The following is a 22,028-nucleotide window of genomic DNA, read 5'->3' as shown; positions in this document are numbered from 1 at the left end:
TATCAGGGGGTCTCGTCGCGCGGCCCCGGGCCACGACGTCAGCGGCGGGTCACTCCCAGTTGCGCGAGGGCATGGTCGACGGCACGGGGGTCCTGCCGGCGGGTCTGTTGTTCGCGCAGCAGATCGAGCGAGAGCTCACGCCGCTCCGCGCGATGTGAGATCCGATTCTCGACGTACGCCGTCAGCCGATCGGCCAGTCGGAGCAGCCGACGCTCGGTTCGCGTCGGTGCGACGAGATGGAGAGTTGCCGCGGTCATGATGCCTCCTCGTTGTCGACGGCGGGCGAGGTCGTGCGCGGGGTCGGCAGATCGAAGAGCTCGGCGCGGAGCGAAACCCGCCGCACGTCCGGCCCCTCCTGGCCCCGGTACCGCTCGATGGCGCTCTCGACGATGGCTTCGAGTTCCTCGCGAAGCGACATCGCCTGCTCCGGTGTCATGTCGAGGTGCGTGGTGATCGTGATCCCGACGTCTCGCCACGCTTCGGGGACCTCGGCCTGCGGTCGGTTCAGGTAGCTCATGAGGGTCTCGTGGCGGACGCGGAAGAACTCCGAGGTGACGATCTGCGCCGCGGCGCGGTTCGCCGGCGAGGTCATCTCATCGGGGCCGGGCACGTCTATGCGCCCCTTGGGCCGTTCCCACCATCGCTCCCTCGCCGTGCCTCGCCCCTCCACCTCTCGGATCAGGTCGTGAGCTGCAAGCGCACGCAGGTGATAGCTGGTGGATCCCGATGTCTCTCCCACGAGGGCCGCAAGGGAGCTGGCGGTCTGCGGACCTCGCGCCGCGAGGATGTCGAAGATCTTGACCCGCAGTGGGTGTGCCAGCGCCTTGAGCGCGCTGGCGTCGAGCGTCCTGACCTGCGTCTCGTTCGTCATGAATGCAAAGATACGCTTGCAAAGGGTTCTTTGCAAGCGTTTCTTTGCATGTGCTCAGTCGATTGCGTCGCGCGCGGCGACGAAGGCGCCGACGCAATACTCGATCTGCTCCGCCGTGTGCGCCGCCGACAGCTGCACGCGGATCCGTGCCAGGCCGCGCGGCACGACCGGGAAGCTGAACGCGGTCACGTAGATGCCACGCGCCTGCATCTCCTGAGCGATCTGCGCCGTTTTCGCCGCGTCCCCGAACATGACGGGGACGATGGGGTGTTCGCCCGGAAGCAGATCGAAGCCCTCCGCCGTCATGCGCTCGCGGAACAGCGACGCGTTCGCACGCAGCCGCGCCCGAAGGTCCGCGGACCCTTCGACGAGATCGAGGGCGGTCAGCGTGCCGGCGACGATCGCGGGGGCGAGAGTGTTCGAGAACAGGTAGGGACGAGAACGCTGGCGCAGCAGAGCCACGATCTCGGCGTGCGAGGCGACGTACCCGCCCGATGCGCCCCCGAGCGCCTTGCCGAAGGTTCCGGTGTAGATGTCGACACGATCGGCTACTCCGCAGAGCTCCGGTGTGCCACGACCGTTCTCGCCGACGAAACCGACCGCATGGGAATCGTCGACGAAGACGAGGGCGTCGTAACGGTCGGCGAGATCGCAGATCTCGGCGAGGGGCGCGATGTAGCCGTCCATCGAGAACACGCCGTCCGTCACGATCACACGGAATCGGGCGTCCGTTGCCGCCTGCAGCTGCGCCTCGAGATCGGCCATGTCCCGGTTGAGGTAGCGAAGCCGCCTCGCCTTCGAGAGTCGGATGCCGTCGATGATCGAGGCGTGGTTCAGCTCATCGGAGATGATGGCGTCCTCGGGTCCGAAGAGTGTCTCGAACACTCCCCCGTTCGCGTCGAAGCACGACGAGTACAGGATGGCCTCGTCCGTGCCGAGGAAGTCGGCGAGGCGGCGCTCCAACTCGAGGTGCTGCTCTTGCGTGCCGCAGATGAAGCGCACACTCGCGAGGCCGTAGCCCCACTCCTCCAGGGCCGTCGTCGCGGCCGAGAGGATGCGCGGATCGTCGGCGAGACCGAGGTAGTTGTTCGCGCAGAAGTTCAGCACGTCAGCGCCGTCAGCGGTGATCTCGGCGTTCTGCGGCCCGCGGATACCGCGCTCGCGCTTGGTCAGGCCGGCCTCCTCGATCGCCGCCAGCTCGTCCGACACATGCTTCTGAAAGGTCCCGTACATCACAACTCCGTCCAGTCGAGGATGATCTTGCCCGTTCCCGCCGATTCGGCGGCGGCGAATCCGCGTTCCCATTCACGAGCGGGGACGACTTCGGCGATCACTCGGCCGATGGCATCCCGCAGGGGCGCACTGGTCTGCAGCATCGCCCCCATGGCGTTCCACGTCTCGAACATCTCGCGTCCGTAGATCCCCTTGATCGTGAGCATGTGGGTGACGAGCTTGCCCCAGTCGATCCCGAACCCGGCACTCGGCAGACCCAGCATCGCGATACGCCCACCGTGGTTCATGTTGTCGATCATGGCGGGGAGGGCGGATGGCGCACCGCTCATCTCGAATCCGATGTCGAAACCCTCGCGCATTCCGAGCGCCTGCTGCGCCTCCCTGATATCGCGGACCGAGACGTCGACGACTTCGTCGGCGCCCATCCGACGAGCCATCTCCAGACGCGGTGCGCTGACATCTGTCGCGGTGATGAACCGCGCCCCGGCGTGCCTGGCGACGGCGATGGCCATGAGCCCGATCGGGCCGCAGCCGGTGACGAGCACGTCTTCTCCGACGAGCGGGTACGTGAGCGCCGTGTGGACCGCGTTGCCGAGCGGATCGAAGATCGCGCCGAGCTCGGGAGTCACCTCGGCGTGGTGCACCCACACGTTCGCCGCAGGGAGCGCGAGGTACTCCGCGAACGCACCGTCCCGCTGCAGACCGAGACCGATCGTCCGGATGCACATCTGCCGGCGCCCTGCCCGGCAGTTGCGACACGTCCCGCAGACGATGTGGCCTTCACCGGAGACGCGATCACCCACGGAGATGTCGTGCACGCCGGGTCCGACCTCCACCACTTCGCCGTAGAACTCGTGACCGGGGATCAGCGGGGCGGCGATCGCCGACGCCGCCCAGTCATCCCAGCGGAGGATGTGCAGATCGGTTCCGCAGATGCCGGTGCGCAGCACCCGGATGACGACCTCGTCGGCGCCGGCCTTCGGTTCGGGACGCTCGACCAGCTCGAGCCCCGCGCCAGGCGCGCCTTTGAACAGTGCTCTCATGCGGACAGTGCCTTCATGATCTCGATCACATCGCATCCACGGTTGTAGATCAATCGGCATCGTCTGCACCGTTCATGTAGTCGCCGCTAAACTGTTCTCGTGGAACTCCATCAGTTGCAGATCCTGAGAGAGCTCGGCGCCCTCGGCAGTGTGACCGCCGTGGCCGACGCGCTCCGAGTCACTCCTTCTGCCGTCTCCCAGCAGCTCGCAACCCTGCAGCGTGGTGTGCCGACACCGCTGACCCGCAGAGTCGGGCGCACGCTCGCCCTCACACCCGCCGGCGAAGTACTGGCGACTGCCGGCGCCGAGGCGATCGACGCCATGGCGGCGGCACGACACGCCCTGGACGACTTCGAGGGTTCTGCGACGGGAGTCGTGAGCATCAGCGGGTTCCACAGCGTCGGGCAGGCGCTGTTCGGAGCACTCGTGCGGGAGCTGTCGTCCGCAGCGAACGCGCCATCGGTTCAGCTCACGGACGAGGATGTCGCGCAGACGGATTTCCCTGCGCTCACAGCACGCTACGACCTCGTGCTCGCGCACCGCATGGAGCATTCCGAACCGTGGCCCGCGCAGGGTGTGCGCAGCCTCACCCTGATCCGCGAGCCCCTGGACGTGGCGGTAGCGGCCTCACATCCGCTCGCCGGTCGTGCCAGCCTCACACCGGCCGACGTCGCAGGAGAGCGATGGGTCACCAGTCGCATCGGCTACTCCCCCGACGACGTGCTCCGTGCCGTATCGGCGGTGGCCCATCGGCCCGTCGACATCCAACACCGCATCAACGACTACGGCGCGGTGTCGGCCGTCGTGGCCGCCGGAGGGGTGATCGGGATGCTACCGCGCTTCACCTCGCGCAGCGTCGACGACCGCGACCTCGTGCGCGTCCCTCTCGAAGGTGTGAGCACGCACCGGATGATCGACGTGCTCGCGCGGCCCGAGACACTTCGTCGTCGATCGGTCCGCGTGGTCGTGGAAGCCCTTCGCGGCGTGATGACGCGCCTGAGCGAGAGCGGGTCCTGAACACGCCCGGCGCGGTGGATAGGCTCGGAGGATGACCGACGCCACCAATCCGCTGCTGCAGCCGTCGACGCTTCCCTACGGGCTCCCCGACTACGCCGCGATTCGGCCGGAGCACTATCTCCCCGCTTTCCAGGCGGGTTTCGAGGAGCAGCTCCGCGAGATCGAGCGCATCACCGTGGTGCGCTCGATGCCCACGTTCGAGAACACCCTTGAGGCGCTGGAGCGATCCGGCGAGCTGCTGGATCGTGTCGCGCACACCTTCTACACGGTGAGTTCGGCCGATGCGACGCCCGAGATCCAGGAGATCGACGAGCAGCTCGCGCCGCTCATGGCAGCGCATGAGGATGCGATCACGCTCGACAGCCGGCTCTACTGGCGTGTGCAGCAGGTGTACGAGCAGCTCGACGCGCTGAACCTCGATCCGGAGCAGCGGTACCTCGTGGAGCGCCGTCATCGCGAGATGACCTTGGCCGGTGCGGGCCTCGACGACGAAGCGAAGGCGCGGCTGACCGCCATGAACCAGAAGCTGTCGACCCTGACCAACACGTTCGAGCGCAACCTGCTGAACGACACCAACGACCTGGCCGTGGTGTTCGACACGGCCGACGAGCTCGACGGATTGAGCGCGGGAGAGCTCTCCGCTGCCGCACGTGCCGCGACGGACAGGGACTTGGACGGAAAGCTCCTGATCACTCTCCCGCTCTTCACAGGCCACCCTGCTCTGGCGCAGTTGCGCCCGCGGGAATCGAGACGTCGCATCATGGCGGCCTCGCTCGCACGCGGGTCTCGCGACAACGCGAACGACAACCGTCCGGTCCTTCTCGCGATCGTGCGTCTGCGGGCGGAGCGTGCACAGCTGCTCGGCTACGACTCGCACGCTGCCGCCGTGACCGCGGATGAGACGGCAGGAAGCCCGGAGGCGGTCGAGCGGATGCTCCGACGCCTCGCCGGACCATCCGCGCGCAACGCCCTGGCCGAACGCGCAGCTCTGCAGACGATCGTCGACGAGACCGAGCAGATCCCGTTCCCGGTCGAGGCGCACGACTGGGCCTTTTACACCGAGCGGGTGCGCACTGCACGATACGACATCGACTCCAGCGCGCTTCGGCCCTGGTTCGAAGCGGAGCGCGTGCTCCAGGATGGCGTCTTCTTCGCGGCGACGCAGCTCTACGGCGTCACGTTCTCCGAGCGCGATGACCTCGCCGCGTATCACCCCGGCGCGCGCGTCTTCGAGGTGCGCGACGCCGACGGCTCGCCGGTCGGTCTCTACGTGCTCGATCTGTACACGCGCGATTCCAAGCGCGGCGGCGCGTGGATGAATGCGATCGTCAGCCAGTCGCGACTTCGCGGCACCGCTCCGGTCGTGGTCAACAACCTGAACGTGCCGCTTCCCGGAGAAGGGGAGCCGACGCTCCTGACGCTCGACGAGGTGACCACGCTGTTCCACGAGTTCGGACACGCTCTGCACGGCCTCTTCGCGTCTGTCACCTACCCACACTTCGCGGGGACGAACGTGTTCCGCGACTTCGTCGAGTTCCCGAGCCAGGTGAACGAGATGTGGATCCTGTGGCCGGAGGTCCTCGAGAACTACGCGCGTCACCACGAGACCGGCGCTCCACTCGATCCCTCGATCGTCGAGCGCCTGCGAGCGACCGAGACGTTCGATCAGGGGCACGCGACCAGCGAGTATCTGGCTGCCGCATGGTTGGACCAGGCCTGGCATCGTCTCGGCACGGATGCCGAGGTCGACGACGTCGCCGCTTTCGAGGCCGCCGCTCTGGCGGACATCGGTCTGAAAGACCCGACCGTGCCGACGCGGTACTCATCCACCTACTTCGCCCACGTGTTCTCCGGCGGCTACAGCGCGGGGTACTACTCGTACATCTGGAGCGAGGTGCTCGACGCCGACACGGTCGACTGGTTCCGAGAGAGCGGTGGTCTCACCCGGTCGAACGGCGACAGATTCCGCGCACGACTCCTCGGCGTGGGAGGTTCCAAGGATCCTCTCGAGGCATACCGCGACTTCCGGGGCCGCGATGCGGATATCGATCCGCTCCTGAAGAGGCGTGGACTGGCCGACTGAGGCGTGAGACGCTGAGCGCATGAACGCCTTTCGCGACGCCCCGTTCGGTCCTGCGGACCGCCTCGACCTCGAGTCCGTCCCCCTCGCCGTCATCCGCCACGAGGGTATCCGCCTCGCCGATCTCCCGGAGGCGTTCGACGCCGGCTACTCGGCGATCGCGCTCACCTTCGCCGGAGACGTGCTCGTCCCGACCGGCCCGGCACTCGCGGTGTATCACGGCGATCCGATGGGCGTCTTCGACCTGGAACTCGGCTTCCCCGTGCAGACGGCACCGGCGAACCCCATCCCCACCGCGAGCGGCCGCGTCATCGTCGCTTCGACACTGCCCTCAGGACCCGCGGTCGCGACCACGCTGTTCGGCTCCTATGAGGAACTGGGTGGCGCATGGGCCGCCCTCGTCGAGCGCGCGTCGGCGCAGGGGCTTCGTCCCGGGGGGATCTGGATCGAGATCTACGTGTCCGACCCGAGCGCTCCGGCACCAGAACTGCGTACGGACCTGATCATGCCGATCGGCTGACGAAATCCGTCACGCGCGGAGCCTCGTTCGGAGTCACCGTCCGAGCTGGTCCAGGGCTTTGTACCAGGTGAGCTGGTGGTAGCTCTGCGGGAGGAGGTCGCCGAGTCCGTCGAGCGACAGCACATGTACGACGATCGACTCGCTGTCGTCGAGAGACTGCTCCGCGACGCGCGCACACCCGCGCGCGAGGAATTGATGCACCCGGTTCGTGTGGTTGCCGAAATTCGCCCAGGTCGATCCGAGATCGATGAGATCGTCGGCGGCATACCCGGTCTCCTCGAGCAGCTCACGGCGCGCCGCAGCCTCCGGCGACTCACCAGGCTCAACTCCCCCGCCGATGGTGCCGACGGCCACGACGCCTGCACCGTGCCGATACTCTTCGACGACGATGGCGTCATCGTTCCGGTCGAGGGCGAGGACGGAGATCCAGTCCCCGTACTCCAGCACGTAGTACGGAGCGATCGACACACCGCTGCCATTCACGCACTCGTCGGCGTGGAGGCGGATCCACCGGTCGGCGACGAGCGTCTCGCGCGCCACCGTCTTCCAGGGAGCCGGCTCCGCGCTCATGCGCTCTTGCGCTTGCGCTCCATCATGATGGTGGGCGGTGCCCCTTCGTCGACGGCAGCGCGGGTCACGATGACCTTCGCCACGTCCTCGGCAGAGGGGATCTCGAACATGATGGGTCCGAGCACGTCTTCCAGGATCGCCCGAAGACCGCGAGCACCGGTCTTGCGCTCGACGGCGAGGTCGGCGATGGAGCGCAGTGCCTCTTCTTCGAACTCGAGCTGCACGCCGTCGATCTCGAACATCCGCTGATACTGCTTCACCAGCGCGTTGCGCGGGCCCGTCAGGATGTCGATCAGCGCATCCTGGTCGAGCGGTGACACGTTGGTCACGACCGGCAGACGCCCGATGAACTCGGGGATCAGCCCGAACTTGTGCAGGTCTTCCGGAAGCACCTCGCTGAACAGGTCGAGGTCCTTGCCCTTGTCGTGCAGCGGAGCACCGAAGCCGATTCCATGCTTGCCGACGCGGGCCGACACGATGTCTTCGAGACCCGCGAAGGCTCCGGCGACGATGAACAGCACGTTGGACGTGTCGATCTGCAGGAACTCCTGGTGCGGGTGCTTGCGACCGCCCTGGGGCGGCACCGAGGCTACCGTGCCCTCGATGATCTTCAGGAGCGCCTGCTGGACGCCCTCGCCCGAGACGTCGCGCGTGATGGAGGGGTTCTCCGCCTTGCGGGCGATCTTGTCGACCTCGTCGATGTAGATGATGCCCTGCTCGGCGCGCTTGACGTCGTAGTCGGCGGCCTGGATGAGCTTGAGAAGGATGTTCTCGACGTCTTCACCGACATAGCCGGCCTCGGTCAGAGCGGTGGCATCGGCAACGGCGAACGGGACGTTCAGCCGCTTCGCGAGCGTCTGTGCGAGGTACGTCTTCCCACAGCCGGTCGGGCCGATGAGCAGGATGTTGCTCTTGGCGATCTCGACCTCTTCGGCCTTCTGCTCAGCGGTCTGAAGAGTGCCGTGGGCGCGAACGCGCTTGTAGTGGTTGTAGACGGCGACGGAAAGAGCGCGCTTGGCCGGCTCCTGGCCGACGACGTACTCCTCAAGGAAGGAGAAGATCTCACGCGGCTTGGGAAGCTCGAACTCGGCGACCCCGTCGGCAGACGACTCGGCCATGCGCTCTTCGATGATCTCGTTGCACAGTTCGACGCACTCGTCGCAGATGTACACACCGGGGCCGGCGATGAGCTGCTGCACCTGCTTCTGGCTCTTTCCACAGAAAGAGCATTTGAACAGGTCAGCGCTTTCACCGATGCGGGCCATGCGCGTCCTCCTAGGGGGGATCAGAGATCGTCCTTCGAGCCTAACCGCTGCTTACGACACCGGGCCGCATTGAGGGCACTCGACATCGCGCCCATTGGACGGCGAAGGGATCGACAGCCGTCTGGCGCCTTCTCCGGGCGATGGCTGCCGACCCCTTCACGAGATCGACTGTTCGGTCAGACCATGCTCTTCGTGTGCCAGACGGTCTTCACCTCGGTGAAGGCGCCGATCCGTTCCGGCGAGGCGACGACCTCACCGGGGGTAAGCACACGCTTGAGCGTCTCCGCTGCGGCGATCTGCATGTCCACCCAATCCAAGGCGCCGGCACCCGCGAGGTCGAGGGCGTTCACGTCCTGGTGGGATGCCAGCCATGGAGCCATCTCCGCCGGCGAACCCGTCAGCACGTTGACGACGCCACCGGGGACATCGCTGGTGACGAGGACCTCGGCGAGGCTGATGGCCGAGAGCGGGTGCTGCTCACTCGCGATGACGACCACGGTGTTCCCGGCGACCAGCGCGGGAGCCACGACCGACACCAGGCCGAGCAGCGCCGAGTCCTGCGGTGCGATGATCGCGACGACGCCCGTCGGCTCCGGCACGGAGATGTTGAAGTACGGCCCGGAGACGGGGTTCGCGTTGCCCGCCACCTGGGCGTACTTGTCGCACCAGCCGGCGTACCAGACCCAGAGATCGATCGCCTCATCGACCTGCGCGGCCGCAGCGGCGGACGACACGCCCTCCTGCGCCGAGATCTCGTCGATGAACTGCGCACGGCGACCCTCGAGCACCTCTGCGACGCGGTACAACACCTGTCCGCGGTTGTAGGCGGTCGCCCCCGACCAGCCCTTCACCGCCGCGCGAGCGGCGACGACGGCGTCACGGGCATCCTTGCGAGAGCCCTTCGCGGCGTTCGCGAGGAAGGCCCCCTTGGAGGAGAGCACCTCGTACGTGCGGCCGGACTCGCTCCGCGGGAACGCTCCGCCGATCGCGAGCTTGTAGGTCTTCGGCACGGTCAGTCGCTTGCTCATGCTGCGGCTCCCTTGAGGTAGGCGGTGAGCCCCTGACGGCCGCCCTCGCGACCGTATCCGGACTCCTTGTAGCCGCCGAACGGGCTCGACGGGTCGAAGCGGTTGAAGGTGTTCGCCCAGATGACACCGGCACGCAGGCGATCGGCCACCGCGAGGATGCGCGATCCCTTGTCGGACCAGATACCCGCGGAGAGCCCGTACGGCGTGTTGTTCGCCTTCGCGATCGCCTCGGCGGGGGTGCGGAACGTGAGCACCGAGAGCACAGGCCCGAAGACCTCGTCGCGGGCGATGCGGTGCGACGCCTCGACGCCGGTGAAGATCGTCGGCGCGAACCAGAAGCCCTGCTCCGGGATCGCGCAGTCCGCCGTCCAGCGCTCTGCGCCCTCGGCCTCGCCGATGTCGCTCAGCTCACGGATGCGGGCGAGCTGCGCTGCGGAGTTGATCGCGCCGATGTCGGTGTTCTTGTCGAGAGGGTCGCCGAGGCGGAGGGTCGACAGGCGCGACTTGAGCCGATCGACGACCTCGTCGTGGATCGACTCCTGCACGAGCAATCGGCTTCCGGCGCAGCAGACGTGGCCCTGGTTGAAGAAGATGCCGTTCACGATGCCTTCGACCGCCTGATCGATGGGGGCGTCGTCGAACACGATGTTCGCGGCCTTGCCGCCCAGTTCGAGCGTCAGCTTCTTCGGAGTGCCGGCGACAGCCCGGGCGATGTCCCGTCCGACACCGGTCGAACCGGTGAAGGCCACCTTGTCGACGTCGGGGTGACGCACGAGCGCAGAGCCCGTCGCTCCGGCACCCGTCACGATGTTGACGACACCGGCCGGAAGGTCGGCCTGCTGCAGGATCTCGGCGAAGATCAGCGCGGTGAGGGGCGTCGTCTCGGCCGGCTTGAGCACCACCGTGTTACCGGCGGCGAGAGCGGGAGCGATCTTCCACGCCAGCATCAGCAGCGGGAAGTTCCACGGGATGATCTGACCCGCGACGCCGAGAGCCCGCGGGTTCGCGCCCAGTCCCGCGTGATCGAGCTTGTCGGCCCAGCCCGCGTAGTAGAAGAACCAGGAGGCGACGAGCGGCACGTCGACGTCGCGGCTCTCCTTGATCGGCTTGCCGTTGTCGAGGCTCTCGGCGACGGCGAGCTCACGGGCGCGCTCCTGCACGAGGCGGGCGATGCGGAAGAGGTACTTCCCTCGGTCGCGACCGCTCATCTTCGACCAGGTCTTCTCGTAGGCGCGACGCGCGGCGGCGACCGCACGGTCGACGTCCTCATCACTCGCCGAAGCGATCTCGGCGATGTGCTTCTCGGTCGCCGGTGAGATGGTGTTGAACGGCGTGCCGGAGCCGTCGACGAACTCGCCGTCGATGAACAGCCCGTAGCTGTCCTTGAGGTTCAGGACCGCGGTGGACTCCGGTGCGGGAGCGTATTCCAGAAATGACATGTTCGTCTTCCCGTCAGTCGATCGTGACGTAGTCGGGGCCCGAGTAGTGGCCGGAGCTGAGCTTCTGTCGCTGCAGGAGCACGTCGTTGAGGAGGCTGGAGGCGCCGAAGCGGAAGAGGTGCGGCTGGAGCCACTCCTCGCCGACAGTCTCGGCGACGGTGACGAGATACTTCACCGCATCCTTCGACGAGCGGATGCCACCGGCCGGCTTCACACCGATCTTCTCTCCGGTGCCGCGGTACCAGTCGCGCACGGTCTCCAGCATGAGGAGCGTCGTCGGGAGGGTGGCTGCGGGCTGCACCTTACCGGTCGAGGTCTTGATGAAGTCCCCTCCCGCCAGGATGCCCAGCCACGAGGCGCGCTTGATGTTGTCGTAGGTGTTCAGCTCGCCGGTCTCCAGGATCACCTTGAGCGAGGCGTGCGAACCGTCCTCACGACGGCAGGCCTCCTTGACCTGGGCGATCTGGTCGAAGACCAGGCCGTACCGGCCGGACAGGAACGCTCCACGATCGATCACCATGTCGATCTCATCGGCGCCCGCAGCCACCGCCTCGGCGGTGTCGGCGAGCTTGATCGCAAGCGAGGAGCGTCCGCTGGGGAATGCCGTGGCGACGGCCGCGACGGAGATCAGGCCGTCATCGGGGTCACCGTGCATCCCGCCGAGCGCGGTCACCGCGTCGCCGACCATGTCACCGTACACGCAGACCGCTGCGACCCGCGGGGTCGAAGGATCCGCGGCGTCCGGATTCTTCGCCTTGGCCACGAGAGAGCGCACCTTTCCGGGAGTGTCAGCTCCCTCGAGCGTCGTGAGGTCGATCAGCTTGATGATCGTGTCGAGCGCCCACGCCTTCGAGGTGGTCTTGATCGACCGGGTGCCGAGCCCGGCAGCGCGCTGCTCCAGACCGACGGCATCCACGCCGGGAAGTCCGTGCAGGAATCGCCGGAGCGTGGCGTCGTCGGGCTCGCCGCCCAGAACGTCCACCGCCGCCCTGCGACTGAGTTCTTTGGTCGTCACTGTTCCTCCAACAATGCTCGTGCTGTGGTCTCATCGGTCACCAGAACGCCGCACAGGCCGCTGGTGACCACGGTGCGTGCGATGTCGTGCTTGGCGGGGCCCGCCGTCACGAAGATCGCACGAGCGGCTCCGCGCAGACGGTCGAGAGAGACTCCGACGGTCCGTGCATCGAGCTGCGAGTCGACGATGTTGCCCTCCGCGTCGACGTAGCGCCCGAGGACGTCGCCGACGGCGCCGCGTCGTGCGAGCTCTTCGACATCCTCCGCACTGAGGTAGCCGTTCTCGACATGGGCGGACGAGGCATCGCAGGGTCCGGCGGTGAACAGGAAAGCCTGGGCTTCGGCTGCCTCTTCGAGGACGGCGGCGACGGTGCGGTCGGACTCGATCGCCTGCTTCGTCTCCACGCGCTCGAGGATGGCCGGGCTCGGCAGCAGGGAGACTTGCCCCGAAGCGCGCTGGGCGATCGTGACGGCGAGGCCTGCTGCGCCTCCGGAGCGTCGGTTCAGGCTCACTCCCCCGTTGAGCTGCACCACGGTCACGCCGTTCGCCCAGCCGTCCGGAAGCGCCTCGGCCACGGCACGGAGTGTACGGCCCCAGCTCACCCCGAGGGTGCGGGGAACGGGGCGCAGCGCGGTCAGGAAGTCGGCTGCGGCCTGAGCGACGCGTTCGAGGGTGCCGTCATCGCCTTCCGGAGCCGGCACGACCACGGCATCGGTGAGGCCGAAGCGTTCGACGAGAAGCCGCTCCAGGCCGAGTCGGCGGGCGCGCGGGTGCACGATCTCGATGCGGACGATGCCGCGTTCGCGGGCCTGGGTCAGCAGACGGCCGACCTTCCAGCGCGAGATCTTGAGGAGTCCGCCGATCTCGTCCTGGGTCTTGTCCTCGTCGTAGTACAGCTCGGCGACGCGGACCATGAGCAGATCTTCTTCCACGGCTTCCTCCTTCCTCCTCCAGAGTAGGCCCTCGTCAGCGTTCGCGCACCACAGTGCTCATATGCGCACTTTGTCGTCGGGTCGTGCACATCCGCCGGGCACGACGAAGGGCGCCCGTCGGATGACGGACGCCCTTCGATCGATCGGGTCAGACGCGCTTGCGCGTCGTGAGCACCTGGTCGACGATGCCGTACTCCAGCGCCTGTGCGGCGGAGAGGATGTTGTCACGATCGATATCGCGGTTCACCTGCTCCGGGGTGCGGTTGGTATGTCCCGCGAGCGTCTCCTCCAGCCAGGTGCGCATGCGGAGGATCTCCGCGGCCTGGATCTCGATGTCGGACGCCTGGCCGTGGCCGGCCTCCCCCATCGCGGGCTGGTGGATGAGCACGCGGGCGTTCGGGAGCGCGAGACGCTTGCCCGGCGCACCGGCAGCGAGCAGCACGGCCGCAGCCGAAGCCGCCTGGCCGAGCACCACGGTCTGGATCTGCGGCGCGACGTACTGCATCGTGTCGTAGATCGCCGTCATCGCGGTGAACGAGCCACCAGGCGAGTTGATGTACATCGTGATGTCGCGCTCGGCGTCCTGGCTCTCCAGAACGAGGAGCTGCGCCATCACGTCGTCGGCCGAGGCGTCGTCGACCTGCACGCCGAGGAAGATCACGCGGTCTTCGAACAGCTTGTTGTACGGGTCCTGGCGCTTGAAGCCGTAGGCGGTGCGCTCTTCGAACTGCGGCAGCACGTAGCGGCTGGAAGGCAGGTCACCGGCTGAGCGGAAGGTGGGTGTGTACATGAGCGTCCTTTCGCTTTCCGTTACTCGGTGTCCTGGTCGGTTCCGCCGCCGCCGATGACGTCGGAGGCCGATTCGCGGATGTGATCGACGAAGCCGTACTCGAGCGCTTCCTCGGCCGTGAACCAGCGGTCGCGGTCACCATCAGCGTTGATCTGCTCGACCGACTTGCCGGTCTGGGCAGCGGTGATCTCGGCGAGGCGGTTCTTCATCGACATGATGAGCTGCGCCTGCGTCTGGATGTCGCTCGACGTTCCGCCGAACCCGCCGTGGGGCTGGTGCAGCAGCACGCGTGCGTTGGGCGTGATGTACCGCTTGCCCTTTGTGCCGGCGGTCAACAGCAGCTGCCCCATGGAGGCGGCCATTCCGATGCCGACCGTGACGATGTCGTTCGGCACGAACTGCATCGTGTCGTAGATCGCCATGCCCGCGGTGATCGATCCGCCGGGCGAATTCACGTAGAGGTAGATGTCTCGCTCGGAGTCTTCTGCGGCGAGGAGAAGGATCTTCGCGCAGATCTCGTTCGCGTTCTCGTCGCGCACCTCCGACCCCAGCCAGATGATGCGGTCCTTCAGCAACCGGTCGAAGACGCTCGTTGCGAGGAGGGGTTCTGCAGCCATGTCAGCTCCTGATTCCGTGTTTCAGTGATTCGAATCTACCGGCGACAACGCAGCGCCCAGGCCGTGTTCGCCGTCGGCATATCAGGTGTCGGCGTCCGCGATCTCGTGGGCATAGGCCGTCATCGAACGGTGGTAGCGCGGCAGATGCGGGACGAGGGCGAGCAGCGCCACGGAGAGACCCTCTGCCGGGCGCCCGGCGCTGGCCAGGATGAGGGCATGCACGCAGGCGACGGCGTCGCGATAGGGGCCGTCGGGCGCGAGCTCCTCCTCGGCACGGATCACGGCGAGTGCTTCGTCGTACTCGCCGAGGTTCCGGAGCGAGCTGGCCATCTGGATCACGCACTGCGGACGATGCTCACCATCCAACCCCAGAGCCAGCGCGCGTCGATACAGGGCGACAGCCTCCGCCGGCCGGCCAGCGGAATCCCGTGCACCACCGCGCTCGAACTCCGCGCGAGCGTTGTCAGGGCCGCGCTCAGCGGCGAGGGCGTCGATGCGGCTGATCGTGTCGTCACCGACCTCTTCGCCCGTCGCGTCGTCCCACACCTCGTCGATGCGCTCATCCCACGTCTTCATCGCTGCCCTCTCCTCGGATGGAAAAGAGGGCGGATGCCGCAGCACCCGCCCTCTTCACTGGATCGTGTTCGATCACTCGGCCTTGTCGGCCGCCTTCTTGGCCGGAGCCTTCTTGGCAGCAGGCTTCTTGGCCGGAGTCTTCTCGGCAGCGGGCGTCTCGGCGTCGTCGGCCTCGGCGGCCTTCTTCGCCGGAGCCTTCTTGGCGGCGGGCTTCTTGGCAGGAGCCTTCTTCGCCGGCTTCTCCTCGGCTTCCGCGGAGTCCGCGTCTGCAGAATCGGCCTCGTCGTCGGTGACGATGAAGTCGGACAGATCGACGGGCTTGCCGTTGCTGTCGACGACCTTCACCTTGCCGAGCGCGATCGCGAGCGCCTTGTTCCGGGCGACCTCGCCGACGAGCGCCGGGAGCTGGTTCGAGGACTGCAGCGCCTCGACGAACTCCTGCGGGGCCATGCCGTACTGGGCAGCCGACTGGATGAGGTACTGCGAGAGCTCCTCCTGCGAGACCTGCACGTCGGCCTGCTCGGCGATCGTGTCGAGAAGAACCTGCGTGCGGAACTGCTTCTCGCTCGCCTCGGTGACCTCGGCGCGGTGCACGTCGTCCTCGAGACGGCCTTCGCCCTCGAGGTGGTTGTGCACCTCGTCCTCGATGAGCTGCGGCGGAACCGGGATCTCGATCTGCTCGAGCAGCACCTCGACGAGCTTGTCGCGTGCGGCGGAGCCCTGAGTGAACACGCCCTGCTGAGCGACGCGCTCCGCGAGGCTCGCACGGAGCTCGGCGATCGTGTCGAACTCGCTCGCGATCTGCGCGAAGTCGTCGTCGGCCTCGGGAAGCTCGCGCTCCTTGACCGCCTTGACCGTCACGGAGACCTCGGCCTCGGACCCGGCGTGGTCGCCACCGACGAGAGCGGAGCGGAACGTGGTGTCCTCACCCGCGGTGAGCGACTCGATCGCGTCATCGATGCCCTCGAGTAGCTCGCCGGAGCCGATCTCGTAGGAGACGCCCTCGGCGCGGTCGATCTCGGCGCCGTCGATCGTGGCGACGAGGTCGAGCTCGACGAAGTCACCCTTCGCGGCAGGCCGGTCGACCGGCACGAGCGTGCCGAAGCGGGCGCGCATGTTGTCGAGCTCTGCATCGAGCGCAGCGTCATCGGCCTCGACAGCGTCGACGGTCACGGTGATGCCGTCGTAGGAGGGCAGCTCGATGTCGGGACGGACGTCGACCTCGATGTCCACGAGCAGGTCACCCGAGAAGTCCTTCTCGTTCGGCCACTGCGTGATGTCGGCCGCCGGGCGCCCCACGACGCGCAGCTTGTGCTCGTTGGTCGCCTCGCGGAAGAACTTGTCCAGGCCTTCGTTCACGGCGTGCTCGATGACGGCGCCACGACCGATGCGCTGGTCGATGATCGGTGCCGGGACCTTGCCCTTGCGGAAGCCGGGGATCTGGACGTCCTGAGCGATGTGCTCGTACGCGTGAGCGATGCTGGGCTTGAGGTCGTCCGGGGTGACCGTGATGGTGAGCTTGACCCGGGTCGGGGTCAGCTTCTCGACGGTGCTGTTCGCCATGCTGGTGTGTTCTCCTTGTGATTTCCGCTTCGAATCGCGGCTGTAAGGTCCGTGGGGGCCGTGTCGGGGCGACAGGAGTTGAACCTGCGACCTCCCGCTCCCAAAGCGGGCGCTCTACCAAACTGAGCTACGCCCCGGGGAATCCGCATGCGGATTCAGCCCCCCCGAGTCTAACGGACAGGAGCATGCGTCAGAGTCCGGTATAGTCGATGAGTCGGTAACCGAACCTTTCGAGGCTCGGATTCCGGGGCTGTAGCTTAGTGGTAAAGCCTTAGTCTTCCAAACTAATGATGCGGGTTCGATTCCCGTCAGCCCCTCCACTCGAGAAGGCCCCCGCCATACGGCGGGGGCCTTCCGCATTTCCGGTCGCCTCGTCGAATACGCTGACAGCATCGCTGCACGCAGGCTCCGACCGGAAGGCATCATCGAATGGGTCAGTCGCCCCGCGACGACGGGCATCAGCTTCCCGTCGTCTTCTCTTCCGGGGCCTCGTCCTCCACGCCGACACGGTCGCGTCGGAGGAGACGGCCGGGGCTCGTCATCGGCCTGCTCGGCGGCGCCGCACTGATCGCGGCTTTGGCCATCGTCCAGGTGAGCGCGAACCTCGGTTACGACGATGCGGCGTCCCGTTATGAGAGCGCAGCTCAGACGACATCGACCGCGAAGACGCAGCTCCGCGCCGACACCGCTGAACTGCGAACCGTCACCGACGCAGCGGGCCAGGTGGCTGCAGGGGGCGATCAGCCGATCTCCGTGCCCGACGAACTGCACGCGAGCTTGGCCTCTGCCGTCGAGGCGGGCACCGCTACCGCGTCAGACGCGGACGGCGTGGTCTCCGTGGCGATCGCTCCGGTGAGCGAGAAGCCCCATTGGTTCTGGGAACTGTTCGGTGCCACCTCGGAGCTCGAACAGCGACGTGACGAAGTGGAGGACCTGTCCGTCGACGTCGCCGGCGCGGCCGGCGACGTCTCGTCGGCGCACACGGCGATGACGGAGCGCGGCCTCGCGGTGATCACGACGGCCGGAGCGGCTGCGCCTGGATTCGAAGCGGCACATCTGTCGGCCCGCAACGACGCGGTGATCGCGCTACGCGACGCCGCCGCCGATGCCACCGCCGCGACGACACTCGACGAAGGCACCGCAGCCGCCTACCTCGCCCTGCAGACCGCGGCGGCGCAGGTCGTCGCCACCGAGAGAGAAGAACTGGCGGAGAAGGCAGGCCCGCTCCTGAACTCCCGGCTCGAGATCGAAGCGTTCGCCCGCTCCCTCGCGCCCGGCGTGCTCCTGGACTTCGACTGGGCGCCGGTCGTCAGCGGCGCCGGTTACAACGGCAGCATGGGCGGCTACACGACCTGGTGGTGGGGCGAGTCGGGGCGGGCGACCATCGCGTTCTCGAACTCGGTCGCCGAGCAGTGGCCGGCCGTTCGCAGCAAGGCACTGATCGCGCACGAGGTGGGGCACGCGATCAGCGTGAGGTGCCAGAGCATGTACGACTCCTCCACGCAGGACAGCATCGAGAAGTGGGCGACGGCGTGGGCCATCAGCATGGGCTACACCGATGATGCGAACGGCGTCTGGGCGTATGGGTACCCGCCGCAGAGCTACATCGATGCGGCGGCGGGCTGCCGCTGACCGCCGCCTGATACGGAAGAGGCCGCCGCGATCGCTCGCGACGGCTTCTTCGATGTCAGCCTCGAGGTCACTGCCCCCGACGCTCGCGCAGCTGCGTGAGCGCGTCGTCGAGCAGCTGGACGGCTTCCTCGTCCGTACGGCGTTCCTTCACGTAAGCGAGGTGCGTCTTGTACGGCTCCGCCTTCGCGAGCGCAGGAGGATTCTCCTTGTCGCGACCGGCGGGGAGCCCGGACTGCGGGTGGTCGATCGTCTCCGGGATCTCCTCTTCGGGGAGACCAGCGGCGAAGTAGCGGACGGTCTCGTTGCCGAGACCATCCCAGTAGGAGACCGCGATGCGGTCGGCGTGATAGCCGTGGTCCTGCTCCCCCATGGGGCCGGAGCCCACGCGGGTGCCACGGATCGCGTTTCCACCGGTAGCCATCAGATGACCTCGAATTTCGTGATGAGGCCCAGCGCGACGATGGAGACGAACCATGTCAGAGCCAGGACGACGGTGAAGCGGTTGAGGTTCCGCTCCGCAAGCCCGGACGAGCCGACCGCAGAGGTCATGCCCCCGCCGAACATGTCGGAGAGGCCGCCACCGCGGCCCTTGTGCAGGAGGATGAGGAGGGTCAGCAGAACGCTGGTGATGCCCAGCACGACCTGCAGGACGAACTCGAGAATTGCCACGAGAAAGAGCCTTTCGCTGGGGCCGGAGCGCCCCCGTAACGGTCAAGTATACGGTGCAGCGGGGCCGAAGCCCCGCCGCACTCACACGCCGACGTGCTTCTCGAAGCGGATGATCGCGGCGAACTCGTCCACGACGAGGCTCGCCCCGCCGACGAGTGCGCCGTCGACATCGGGCTCGCGCATGAAGCTGGCGATGTTCCCCGACTTCACGGAACCTCCGTAGAGGATCCGCGTGCGCGCTGCCGCCTCGTCGCCGAGCACCTTCGCGATGACGGCGCGCAGAGCGGCGCAGACGTCTTGCGCCTGCTGAGGCGTCGCCGCCTGACCGGAGCCGATCGCCCACACGGGCTCGTACGCCACGACGATGTCCGCCTTCGGCGAGACCCCCTCGAGCGCTGCCTCCAGCTGCGACACCGGAACCGCACTGGCACCGAACTTCTCGAGGTCGCCGGCCGTCTCGCCGACGCAGATGACCGGCACCAGGCCGTGCTTGAGCGCTGCCTTGACCTTGGCGGCCACGACATCGTCACCTTCGGAGTGGTACTCACGACGCTCGGAGTGGCCGATGATCACGTACTTCGCATCGAGCTTCGCCAGGAACGCTCCCGACACCTCGCCCGTGTACGCGCCCGAGTCGTGTGCCGACACATCCTGCGCTCCGAGCGCGAACGGGATCTTGTCCGCGTCGATGAGGGTCTGCACGCTGCGGATGTCGGTGAACGGCGGGAACACCGCGACCTCGACGGATCCGTCCTCGTGCTTCGCATCCTTCAACGTCCAGTGCAGCTTCTGCACGAACGCGACCGCCTGCAGGTGGTCCAGGTTCATCTTCCAGTTTCCCGCGATCAGCGGGGTACGAGAGTTCACACCCATCCGAGGACCTCCAGCCCAGGTAGTTTCTTGCCCTCGAGGAACTCGAGGCTCGCGCCGCCACCGGTCGAGATGTGACCGAACTGGTCGTCGCTGAAGCCGAGCTGGCGCACGGCTGCAGCGGAGTCTCCCCCGCCGACGACGCTGAGGCCGTCGACCTCGGTGAGCGCTTGCGCGACGGTCTTGGTGCCCGCTGCGAAGGCGGGGAACTCGAACACGCCCATGGGTCCGTTCCAGAACACCGTCTTCGACCCGCGGATGACCTCGGCGAAGCGTGCCGCCGTCTCCGGACCGATGTCGAGCCCGATGCCGGAGGCACCGAACGGCGTCGACTCGATCGCGTCGGCTGCGGCGACCTCGTGCGCGGCGTCGGCGCCGAAGGACGCGGCCACCACGACGTCGGTGGGGAGCACGAGCTCCACGCCGCGCTCAGCCGCTTCCGCGATGTACCCGCGCACCGTGTCGAGCTGATCCTCTTCCAGAAGGCTCGAGGCGACGGCGTGCCCCTGGGCCTTGAGGAAGGTGAAGAGCATTCCGCCACCCACCAGGATCTTGTCCACGCGCGGGAGCAGGTGCGAGATGACGCCGAGCTTGTCGCTGACCTTCGAGCCGCCGAGCACGACCGCATAGGGGCGCTCGGGGTTCTCGGTCAGGCGGTCCAGCACGTCGAGTTCCGCGGCGATCAGCAGACCGGCCGCCGACGGGAGCAGCTCGGCGAGCTCGTAGACGCTGGCCTGCTTGCGGTGCACGACGCCGAACCCGTCGGAGACGAGCACGTCCCCGAGTTCTGCGAGCTCGGCGGCGAAGGCACCACGCTCGGCGGCGTCCTTCGAGGTCTCCCCCGGGTTGAACCGCAGGTTCTCGATCACGACGACCCCGCCGTCCTCGAGCGATGCCACGGCCTCCTTGGCGGATTCGCCGACCGTGTCGCGCGCGAACGCGACCGGGGCGCCGAGCAGCTCGGAGAGCCGCTGAGCCACCGGCTCGAGGCTGTACTGCGGGTCGGGCGCACCGTCGGGTCGGCCGAGGTGCGAGCACACGACAACACGGGCGCCCGCGTTGATGAGTGCGTTGAGGGTCGGCAACGAGGCGCGGACACGGCCATCGTCCGTGATGATCCCATCCCGCAGGGGGACGTTGAGATCACAACGGACGATGACGCGCTTGCCCTCGAGCGACCCCAGGGTGTCCAGGGTGCGCAGAGTCATGTGTCTGAGCTTAGAGGCGCTCGGCCACGTACTCGGTCAGGTCGACGAGACGGTTGGAGTAGCCCCACTCGTTGTCGTACCAGCTGGACACCTTGATCAGGTTGCCGCTCACGTTGGTGAGCGTCGAGTCGAAGATCGAGGAGTGCGGGTTGTGCACGATGTCGCTCGACACGATCGGGTCCTCGTTGTACTGGAGGTAACCCGCGAGGCGACCGTCGGCGGCGGCCTTCTTGTAGGCCTCGTTGACCTCGTCGACCGTCAGGTTCTCACGGTCGGTGATGAGGGTGAGGTCGACGATCGAGCCGGTGGGAACCGGCACGCGGTACGACGAGCCGCTCAGCTTGCCCTGGAGCTCAGGGAGCACCTCGCCGATGGCCTTGGCCGCACCGGTCGATGCCGGGGTGATGTTGATCGCAGCGGCACGGGCACGACGGAGGTCGCTGTGCGGGCCGTCCTGCAGGTTCTGGTCGGCGGTGTACGCGTGCGCGGTCATCATGAAACCGCGGTCGATGCCGAACGCGTCGTTGAAGACCTGAGCCAGCGGCGCGAGGCAGTTCGTGGTGCAGGACGCGTTGGAGATGATGTGGTCGGTCTCCGGGTTGTACGTGTCCTCGTTCACGCCCATGACGAACGTGCCGTCGACGCCCGTACCGGGAGCCGAGATGAGGACCTTCTTCGCGCCGGCCTCGATGTGCTTCTTGGCGAGCTCGGCCTTGGTGAAGAAGCCGGTCGACTCGATCACGATGTCGACGCCCAGCTCGCCCCACGGGAGGCCTGCGGGGTCGCGCTCGGCGAACGCCTTGATGGTCTTGCCGTTGACGGTGATGCTCTCGTCGTCGTAGCTGATCTCGGCGTCGAGGACGCCGCCCACCGAGTCGTACTTCAGCAGGTGCGCCAGGGTCTTGTTGTCGGTGAGGTCGTTGACGGCGACGATCTCAAGGTCTGCTCCCTGCGCGAGAGCCGCGCGGAAGTAGTTGCGTCCGATGCGGCCGAAGCCGTTGATACCGATCTTGACAGACACTCAGGTCTCCCTGTTTCTCGTGCATCGCACGCGGCTTTCCAGCGAGCGTGAGGTGCGGGGTTTTTTGGC

23 protein-coding genes and 2 tRNA genes are annotated in these 22,028 nt (G+C 67.1%); 5 read left to right on the top strand and 20 right to left on the bottom strand.

Features of this window, described 5'->3' with window-relative positions; genetic code table 11:
• Positions 1–38: 38 nt before the first annotated feature.
• Genes FFS56_RS03335 through tdh form a run of 4 tightly spaced genes read right to left on the bottom strand, consistent with a single transcriptional unit; the run spans position 39 to position 3,147 of the window.
• Complete coding sequence (locus FFS56_RS03335) at positions 39–257, bottom strand: hypothetical protein (RefSeq protein ID WP_046749255.1); 219 nt, start codon at positions 255–257, stop codon at positions 39–41.
• Positions 254–871 carry a helix-turn-helix domain-containing protein gene (locus tag FFS56_RS03330; protein WP_046749256.1) on the bottom strand — a complete coding sequence of 206 codons (618 nt, stop codon included), beginning with the start codon at positions 869–871 and terminating at the stop codon, positions 254–256. The genes FFS56_RS03335 and FFS56_RS03330 overlap by 4 nt, the downstream gene beginning before the upstream one ends.
• Positions 872–925: 54 nt before the next feature.
• Positions 926–2,104 (bottom strand): glycine C-acetyltransferase, encoded by a 1,179-nt coding sequence (locus FFS56_RS03325; RefSeq protein WP_046749257.1) that lies wholly within the window; start codon positions 2,102–2,104, stop codon positions 926–928.
• Positions 2,104–3,147, bottom strand: a complete 1,044-nt coding sequence (gene tdh, locus FFS56_RS03320) for an L-threonine 3-dehydrogenase (RefSeq protein WP_046749258.1) — start codon at positions 3,145–3,147, stop codon at positions 2,104–2,106. The genes FFS56_RS03325 and tdh overlap by 1 nt, the downstream gene beginning before the upstream one ends.
• A 99-nt stretch (positions 3,148–3,246) precedes the next feature.
• On the opposite strand from tdh, the gene FFS56_RS03315 reads away from it, so the two are divergent.
• Genes FFS56_RS03315 through FFS56_RS03305 form a run of 3 tightly spaced genes read left to right on the top strand, consistent with a single transcriptional unit; the run spans position 3,247 to position 6,764 of the window.
• Complete coding sequence (locus FFS56_RS03315) at positions 3,247–4,164, top strand: LysR family transcriptional regulator (protein ID WP_046749259.1); 918 nt, start codon at positions 3,247–3,249, stop codon at positions 4,162–4,164.
• Between the two features lie 31 nt (positions 4,165–4,195).
• Positions 4,196–6,247 (top strand): M3 family metallopeptidase, encoded by a 2,052-nt coding sequence (locus FFS56_RS03310; RefSeq protein WP_127012097.1) that lies wholly within the window; start codon positions 4,196–4,198, stop codon positions 6,245–6,247.
• A gap of 19 nt (positions 6,248–6,266) precedes the next feature.
• Positions 6,267–6,764, top strand: a complete 498-nt coding sequence (locus FFS56_RS03305) for a GyrI-like domain-containing protein (protein ID WP_052748812.1) — start codon at positions 6,267–6,269, stop codon at positions 6,762–6,764.
• A gap of 33 nt (positions 6,765–6,797) precedes the next feature.
• Here the strand turns inward: FFS56_RS03305 and FFS56_RS03300 are convergent, their stop codons facing one another.
• The 11 genes from FFS56_RS03300 to FFS56_RS03250 all read right to left on the bottom strand — a co-directional run bounded on the left by FFS56_RS03300 (position 6,798) and on the right by FFS56_RS03250 (position 16,696).
• The gene (locus tag FFS56_RS03300) at positions 6,798–7,334 is read right to left on the bottom strand and encodes an NUDIX hydrolase (protein ID WP_127012096.1); all 537 of its coding nucleotides are present in this window, start codon (positions 7,332–7,334) and stop codon (positions 6,798–6,800) included.
• The gene (gene clpX / locus FFS56_RS03295) at positions 7,331–8,599 is read right to left on the bottom strand and encodes an ATP-dependent Clp protease ATP-binding subunit ClpX (protein WP_127012095.1); all 1,269 of its coding nucleotides are present in this window, start codon (positions 8,597–8,599) and stop codon (positions 7,331–7,333) included. The genes FFS56_RS03300 and clpX overlap by 4 nt, the downstream gene beginning before the upstream one ends.
• 176 nt (positions 8,600–8,775) lie before the next feature.
• Positions 8,776–9,627 carry an aldehyde dehydrogenase family protein gene (locus tag FFS56_RS03290; RefSeq protein WP_046749263.1) on the bottom strand — a complete coding sequence of 284 codons (852 nt, stop codon included), beginning with the start codon at positions 9,625–9,627 and terminating at the stop codon, positions 8,776–8,778.
• Positions 9,624–11,066 carry an aldehyde dehydrogenase family protein gene (locus FFS56_RS03285; protein WP_058632256.1) on the bottom strand — a complete coding sequence of 481 codons (1,443 nt, stop codon included), beginning with the start codon at positions 11,064–11,066 and terminating at the stop codon, positions 9,624–9,626. The genes FFS56_RS03290 and FFS56_RS03285 overlap by 4 nt, the downstream gene beginning before the upstream one ends.
• A gap of 13 nt (positions 11,067–11,079) precedes the next feature.
• A complete protein-coding gene (gene deoC, locus FFS56_RS03280) occupies positions 11,080–12,081 on the bottom strand; it encodes a deoxyribose-phosphate aldolase (protein WP_127012094.1) in 1,002 nt (333 codons plus the stop codon).
• On the bottom strand, positions 12,078–13,013 hold the full coding sequence (locus tag FFS56_RS03275) for a sugar-binding domain-containing protein (protein ID WP_231728769.1): 936 nt from the start codon (positions 13,011–13,013) through the stop codon (positions 12,078–12,080). Before FFS56_RS03275 ends, deoC begins: the two co-directional genes overlap by 4 nt.
• A 148-nt stretch (positions 13,014–13,161) precedes the next feature.
• Positions 13,162–13,803, bottom strand: coding sequence for an ATP-dependent Clp protease proteolytic subunit (locus FFS56_RS03270; protein ID WP_046749265.1), 642 nt, complete (start codon positions 13,801–13,803; stop codon positions 13,162–13,164).
• A gap of 20 nt (positions 13,804–13,823) precedes the next feature.
• Positions 13,824–14,420 carry an ATP-dependent Clp protease proteolytic subunit gene (locus FFS56_RS03265; protein ID WP_017830295.1) on the bottom strand — a complete coding sequence of 199 codons (597 nt, stop codon included), beginning with the start codon at positions 14,418–14,420 and terminating at the stop codon, positions 13,824–13,826.
• Positions 14,421–14,501: 81 nt separating this feature from the next.
• Positions 14,502–14,996: a tetratricopeptide repeat protein gene (locus tag FFS56_RS03260; RefSeq protein ID WP_127012093.1), complete on the bottom strand. Its 495-nt coding sequence runs from the start codon at positions 14,994–14,996 to the stop codon at positions 14,502–14,504.
• A gap of 72 nt (positions 14,997–15,068) precedes the next feature.
• Positions 15,069–16,559, bottom strand: coding sequence for a trigger factor (gene tig / locus FFS56_RS03255; protein ID WP_127012092.1), 1,491 nt, complete (start codon positions 16,557–16,559; stop codon positions 15,069–15,071).
• Positions 16,560–16,622: 63 nt separating this feature from the next.
• Positions 16,623–16,696, bottom strand: a tRNA-Pro gene (locus FFS56_RS03250).
• Between the two features lie 109 nt (positions 16,697–16,805).
• Between FFS56_RS03250 and FFS56_RS03245 the strand changes: the two genes are divergently transcribed.
• Both FFS56_RS03245 and FFS56_RS03240 read left to right on the top strand, forming a co-directional pair.
• Positions 16,806–16,879 (top strand) — tRNA-Gly (locus FFS56_RS03245).
• Between the two features lie 109 nt (positions 16,880–16,988).
• A complete protein-coding gene (locus FFS56_RS03240) occupies positions 16,989–18,191 on the top strand; it encodes a hypothetical protein (protein ID WP_127012091.1) in 1,203 nt (400 codons plus the stop codon).
• 67 nt (positions 18,192–18,258) lie between these two features.
• Here FFS56_RS03240 and FFS56_RS03235 read toward each other — a convergent pair whose 3' ends face one another.
• The 5 genes from FFS56_RS03235 to gap form a co-directional block, all read right to left on the bottom strand.
• Complete coding sequence (locus tag FFS56_RS03235; RefSeq protein WP_017830291.1) at positions 18,259–18,612, bottom strand: RNA polymerase-binding protein RbpA; 354 nt, start codon at positions 18,610–18,612, stop codon at positions 18,259–18,261.
• A complete protein-coding gene (gene secG / locus FFS56_RS03230; protein ID WP_017202783.1) occupies positions 18,612–18,860 on the bottom strand; it encodes a preprotein translocase subunit SecG in 249 nt (82 codons plus the stop codon). The genes FFS56_RS03235 and secG overlap by 1 nt, the downstream gene beginning before the upstream one ends.
• An 81-nt stretch (positions 18,861–18,941) precedes the next feature.
• Positions 18,942–19,733, bottom strand: a complete 792-nt coding sequence (gene tpiA / locus FFS56_RS03225) for a triose-phosphate isomerase (RefSeq protein WP_046749268.1) — start codon at positions 19,731–19,733, stop codon at positions 18,942–18,944.
• Positions 19,724–20,938 (bottom strand): phosphoglycerate kinase, encoded by a 1,215-nt coding sequence (locus FFS56_RS03220; RefSeq protein WP_127012090.1) that lies wholly within the window; start codon positions 20,936–20,938, stop codon positions 19,724–19,726. Before FFS56_RS03220 ends, tpiA begins: the two co-directional genes overlap by 10 nt.
• A gap of 10 nt (positions 20,939–20,948) precedes the next feature.
• Complete coding sequence (gene gap / locus FFS56_RS03215; protein WP_046749270.1) at positions 20,949–21,959, bottom strand: type I glyceraldehyde-3-phosphate dehydrogenase; 1,011 nt, start codon at positions 21,957–21,959, stop codon at positions 20,949–20,951.
• Between the last annotated feature and the right edge of the window lie 69 nt (positions 21,960–22,028).

The organism is Microbacterium sp. Beta (assembly GCF_005502545.1).
Lineage (GTDB): Bacteria > Actinomycetota > Actinomycetes > Actinomycetales > Microbacteriaceae > Microbacterium > Microbacterium oxydans.
This window is presented reverse-complemented; position numbering and strand designations above follow the sequence as displayed.

Coding starts and splice junctions, on each gene's coding strand:
- FFS56_RS03310 (WP_127012097.1), top strand. CDS start 4,196: ATGACCGACGCCACCAATCCGCTGCTGCAGCCGTCGACGCTTCCCTAC.
- FFS56_RS03220 (WP_127012090.1), bottom strand. CDS start 20,938: ATGACTCTGCGCACCCTGGACACCCTGGGGTCGCTCGAGGGCAAGCGC.
- FFS56_RS03265 (WP_017830295.1), bottom strand. CDS start 14,420: ATGGCTGCAGAACCCCTCCTCGCAACGAGCGTCTTCGACCGGTTGCTG.
- FFS56_RS03290 (WP_046749263.1), bottom strand. CDS start 9,627: ATGAGCAAGCGACTGACCGTGCCGAAGACCTACAAGCTCGCGATCGGC.
- tpiA (WP_046749268.1), bottom strand. CDS start 19,733: ATGGGTGTGAACTCTCGTACCCCGCTGATCGCGGGAAACTGGAAGATG.
- FFS56_RS03300 (WP_127012096.1), bottom strand. CDS start 7,334: ATGAGCGCGGAGCCGGCTCCCTGGAAGACGGTGGCGCGCGAGACGCTC.
- tig (WP_127012092.1), bottom strand. CDS start 16,559: ATGGCGAACAGCACCGTCGAGAAGCTGACCCCGACCCGGGTCAAGCTC.
- FFS56_RS03305 (WP_052748812.1), top strand. CDS start 6,267: ATGAACGCCTTTCGCGACGCCCCGTTCGGTCCTGCGGACCGCCTCGAC.
- FFS56_RS03335 (WP_046749255.1), bottom strand. CDS start 257: ATGACCGCGGCAACTCTCCATCTCGTCGCACCGACGCGAACCGAGCGT.
- FFS56_RS03270 (WP_046749265.1), bottom strand. CDS start 13,803: ATGTACACACCCACCTTCCGCTCAGCCGGTGACCTGCCTTCCAGCCGC.
- FFS56_RS03260 (WP_127012093.1), bottom strand. CDS start 14,996: ATGAAGACGTGGGATGAGCGCATCGACGAGGTGTGGGACGACGCGACG.
- FFS56_RS03240 (WP_127012091.1), top strand. CDS start 16,989: ATGGGTCAGTCGCCCCGCGACGACGGGCATCAGCTTCCCGTCGTCTTC.
- clpX (WP_127012095.1), bottom strand. CDS start 8,599: ATGGCCCGCATCGGTGAAAGCGCTGACCTGTTCAAATGCTCTTTCTGT.
- FFS56_RS03285 (WP_058632256.1), bottom strand. CDS start 11,066: ATGTCATTTCTGGAATACGCTCCCGCACCGGAGTCCACCGCGGTCCTG.
- FFS56_RS03330 (WP_046749256.1), bottom strand. CDS start 871: ATGACGAACGAGACGCAGGTCAGGACGCTCGACGCCAGCGCGCTCAAG.
- FFS56_RS03235 (WP_017830291.1), bottom strand. CDS start 18,612: ATGGCTACCGGTGGAAACGCGATCCGTGGCACCCGCGTGGGCTCCGGC.
- tdh (WP_046749258.1), bottom strand. CDS start 3,147: ATGAGAGCACTGTTCAAAGGCGCGCCTGGCGCGGGGCTCGAGCTGGTC.
- FFS56_RS03325 (WP_046749257.1), bottom strand. CDS start 2,104: ATGTACGGGACCTTTCAGAAGCATGTGTCGGACGAGCTGGCGGCGATC.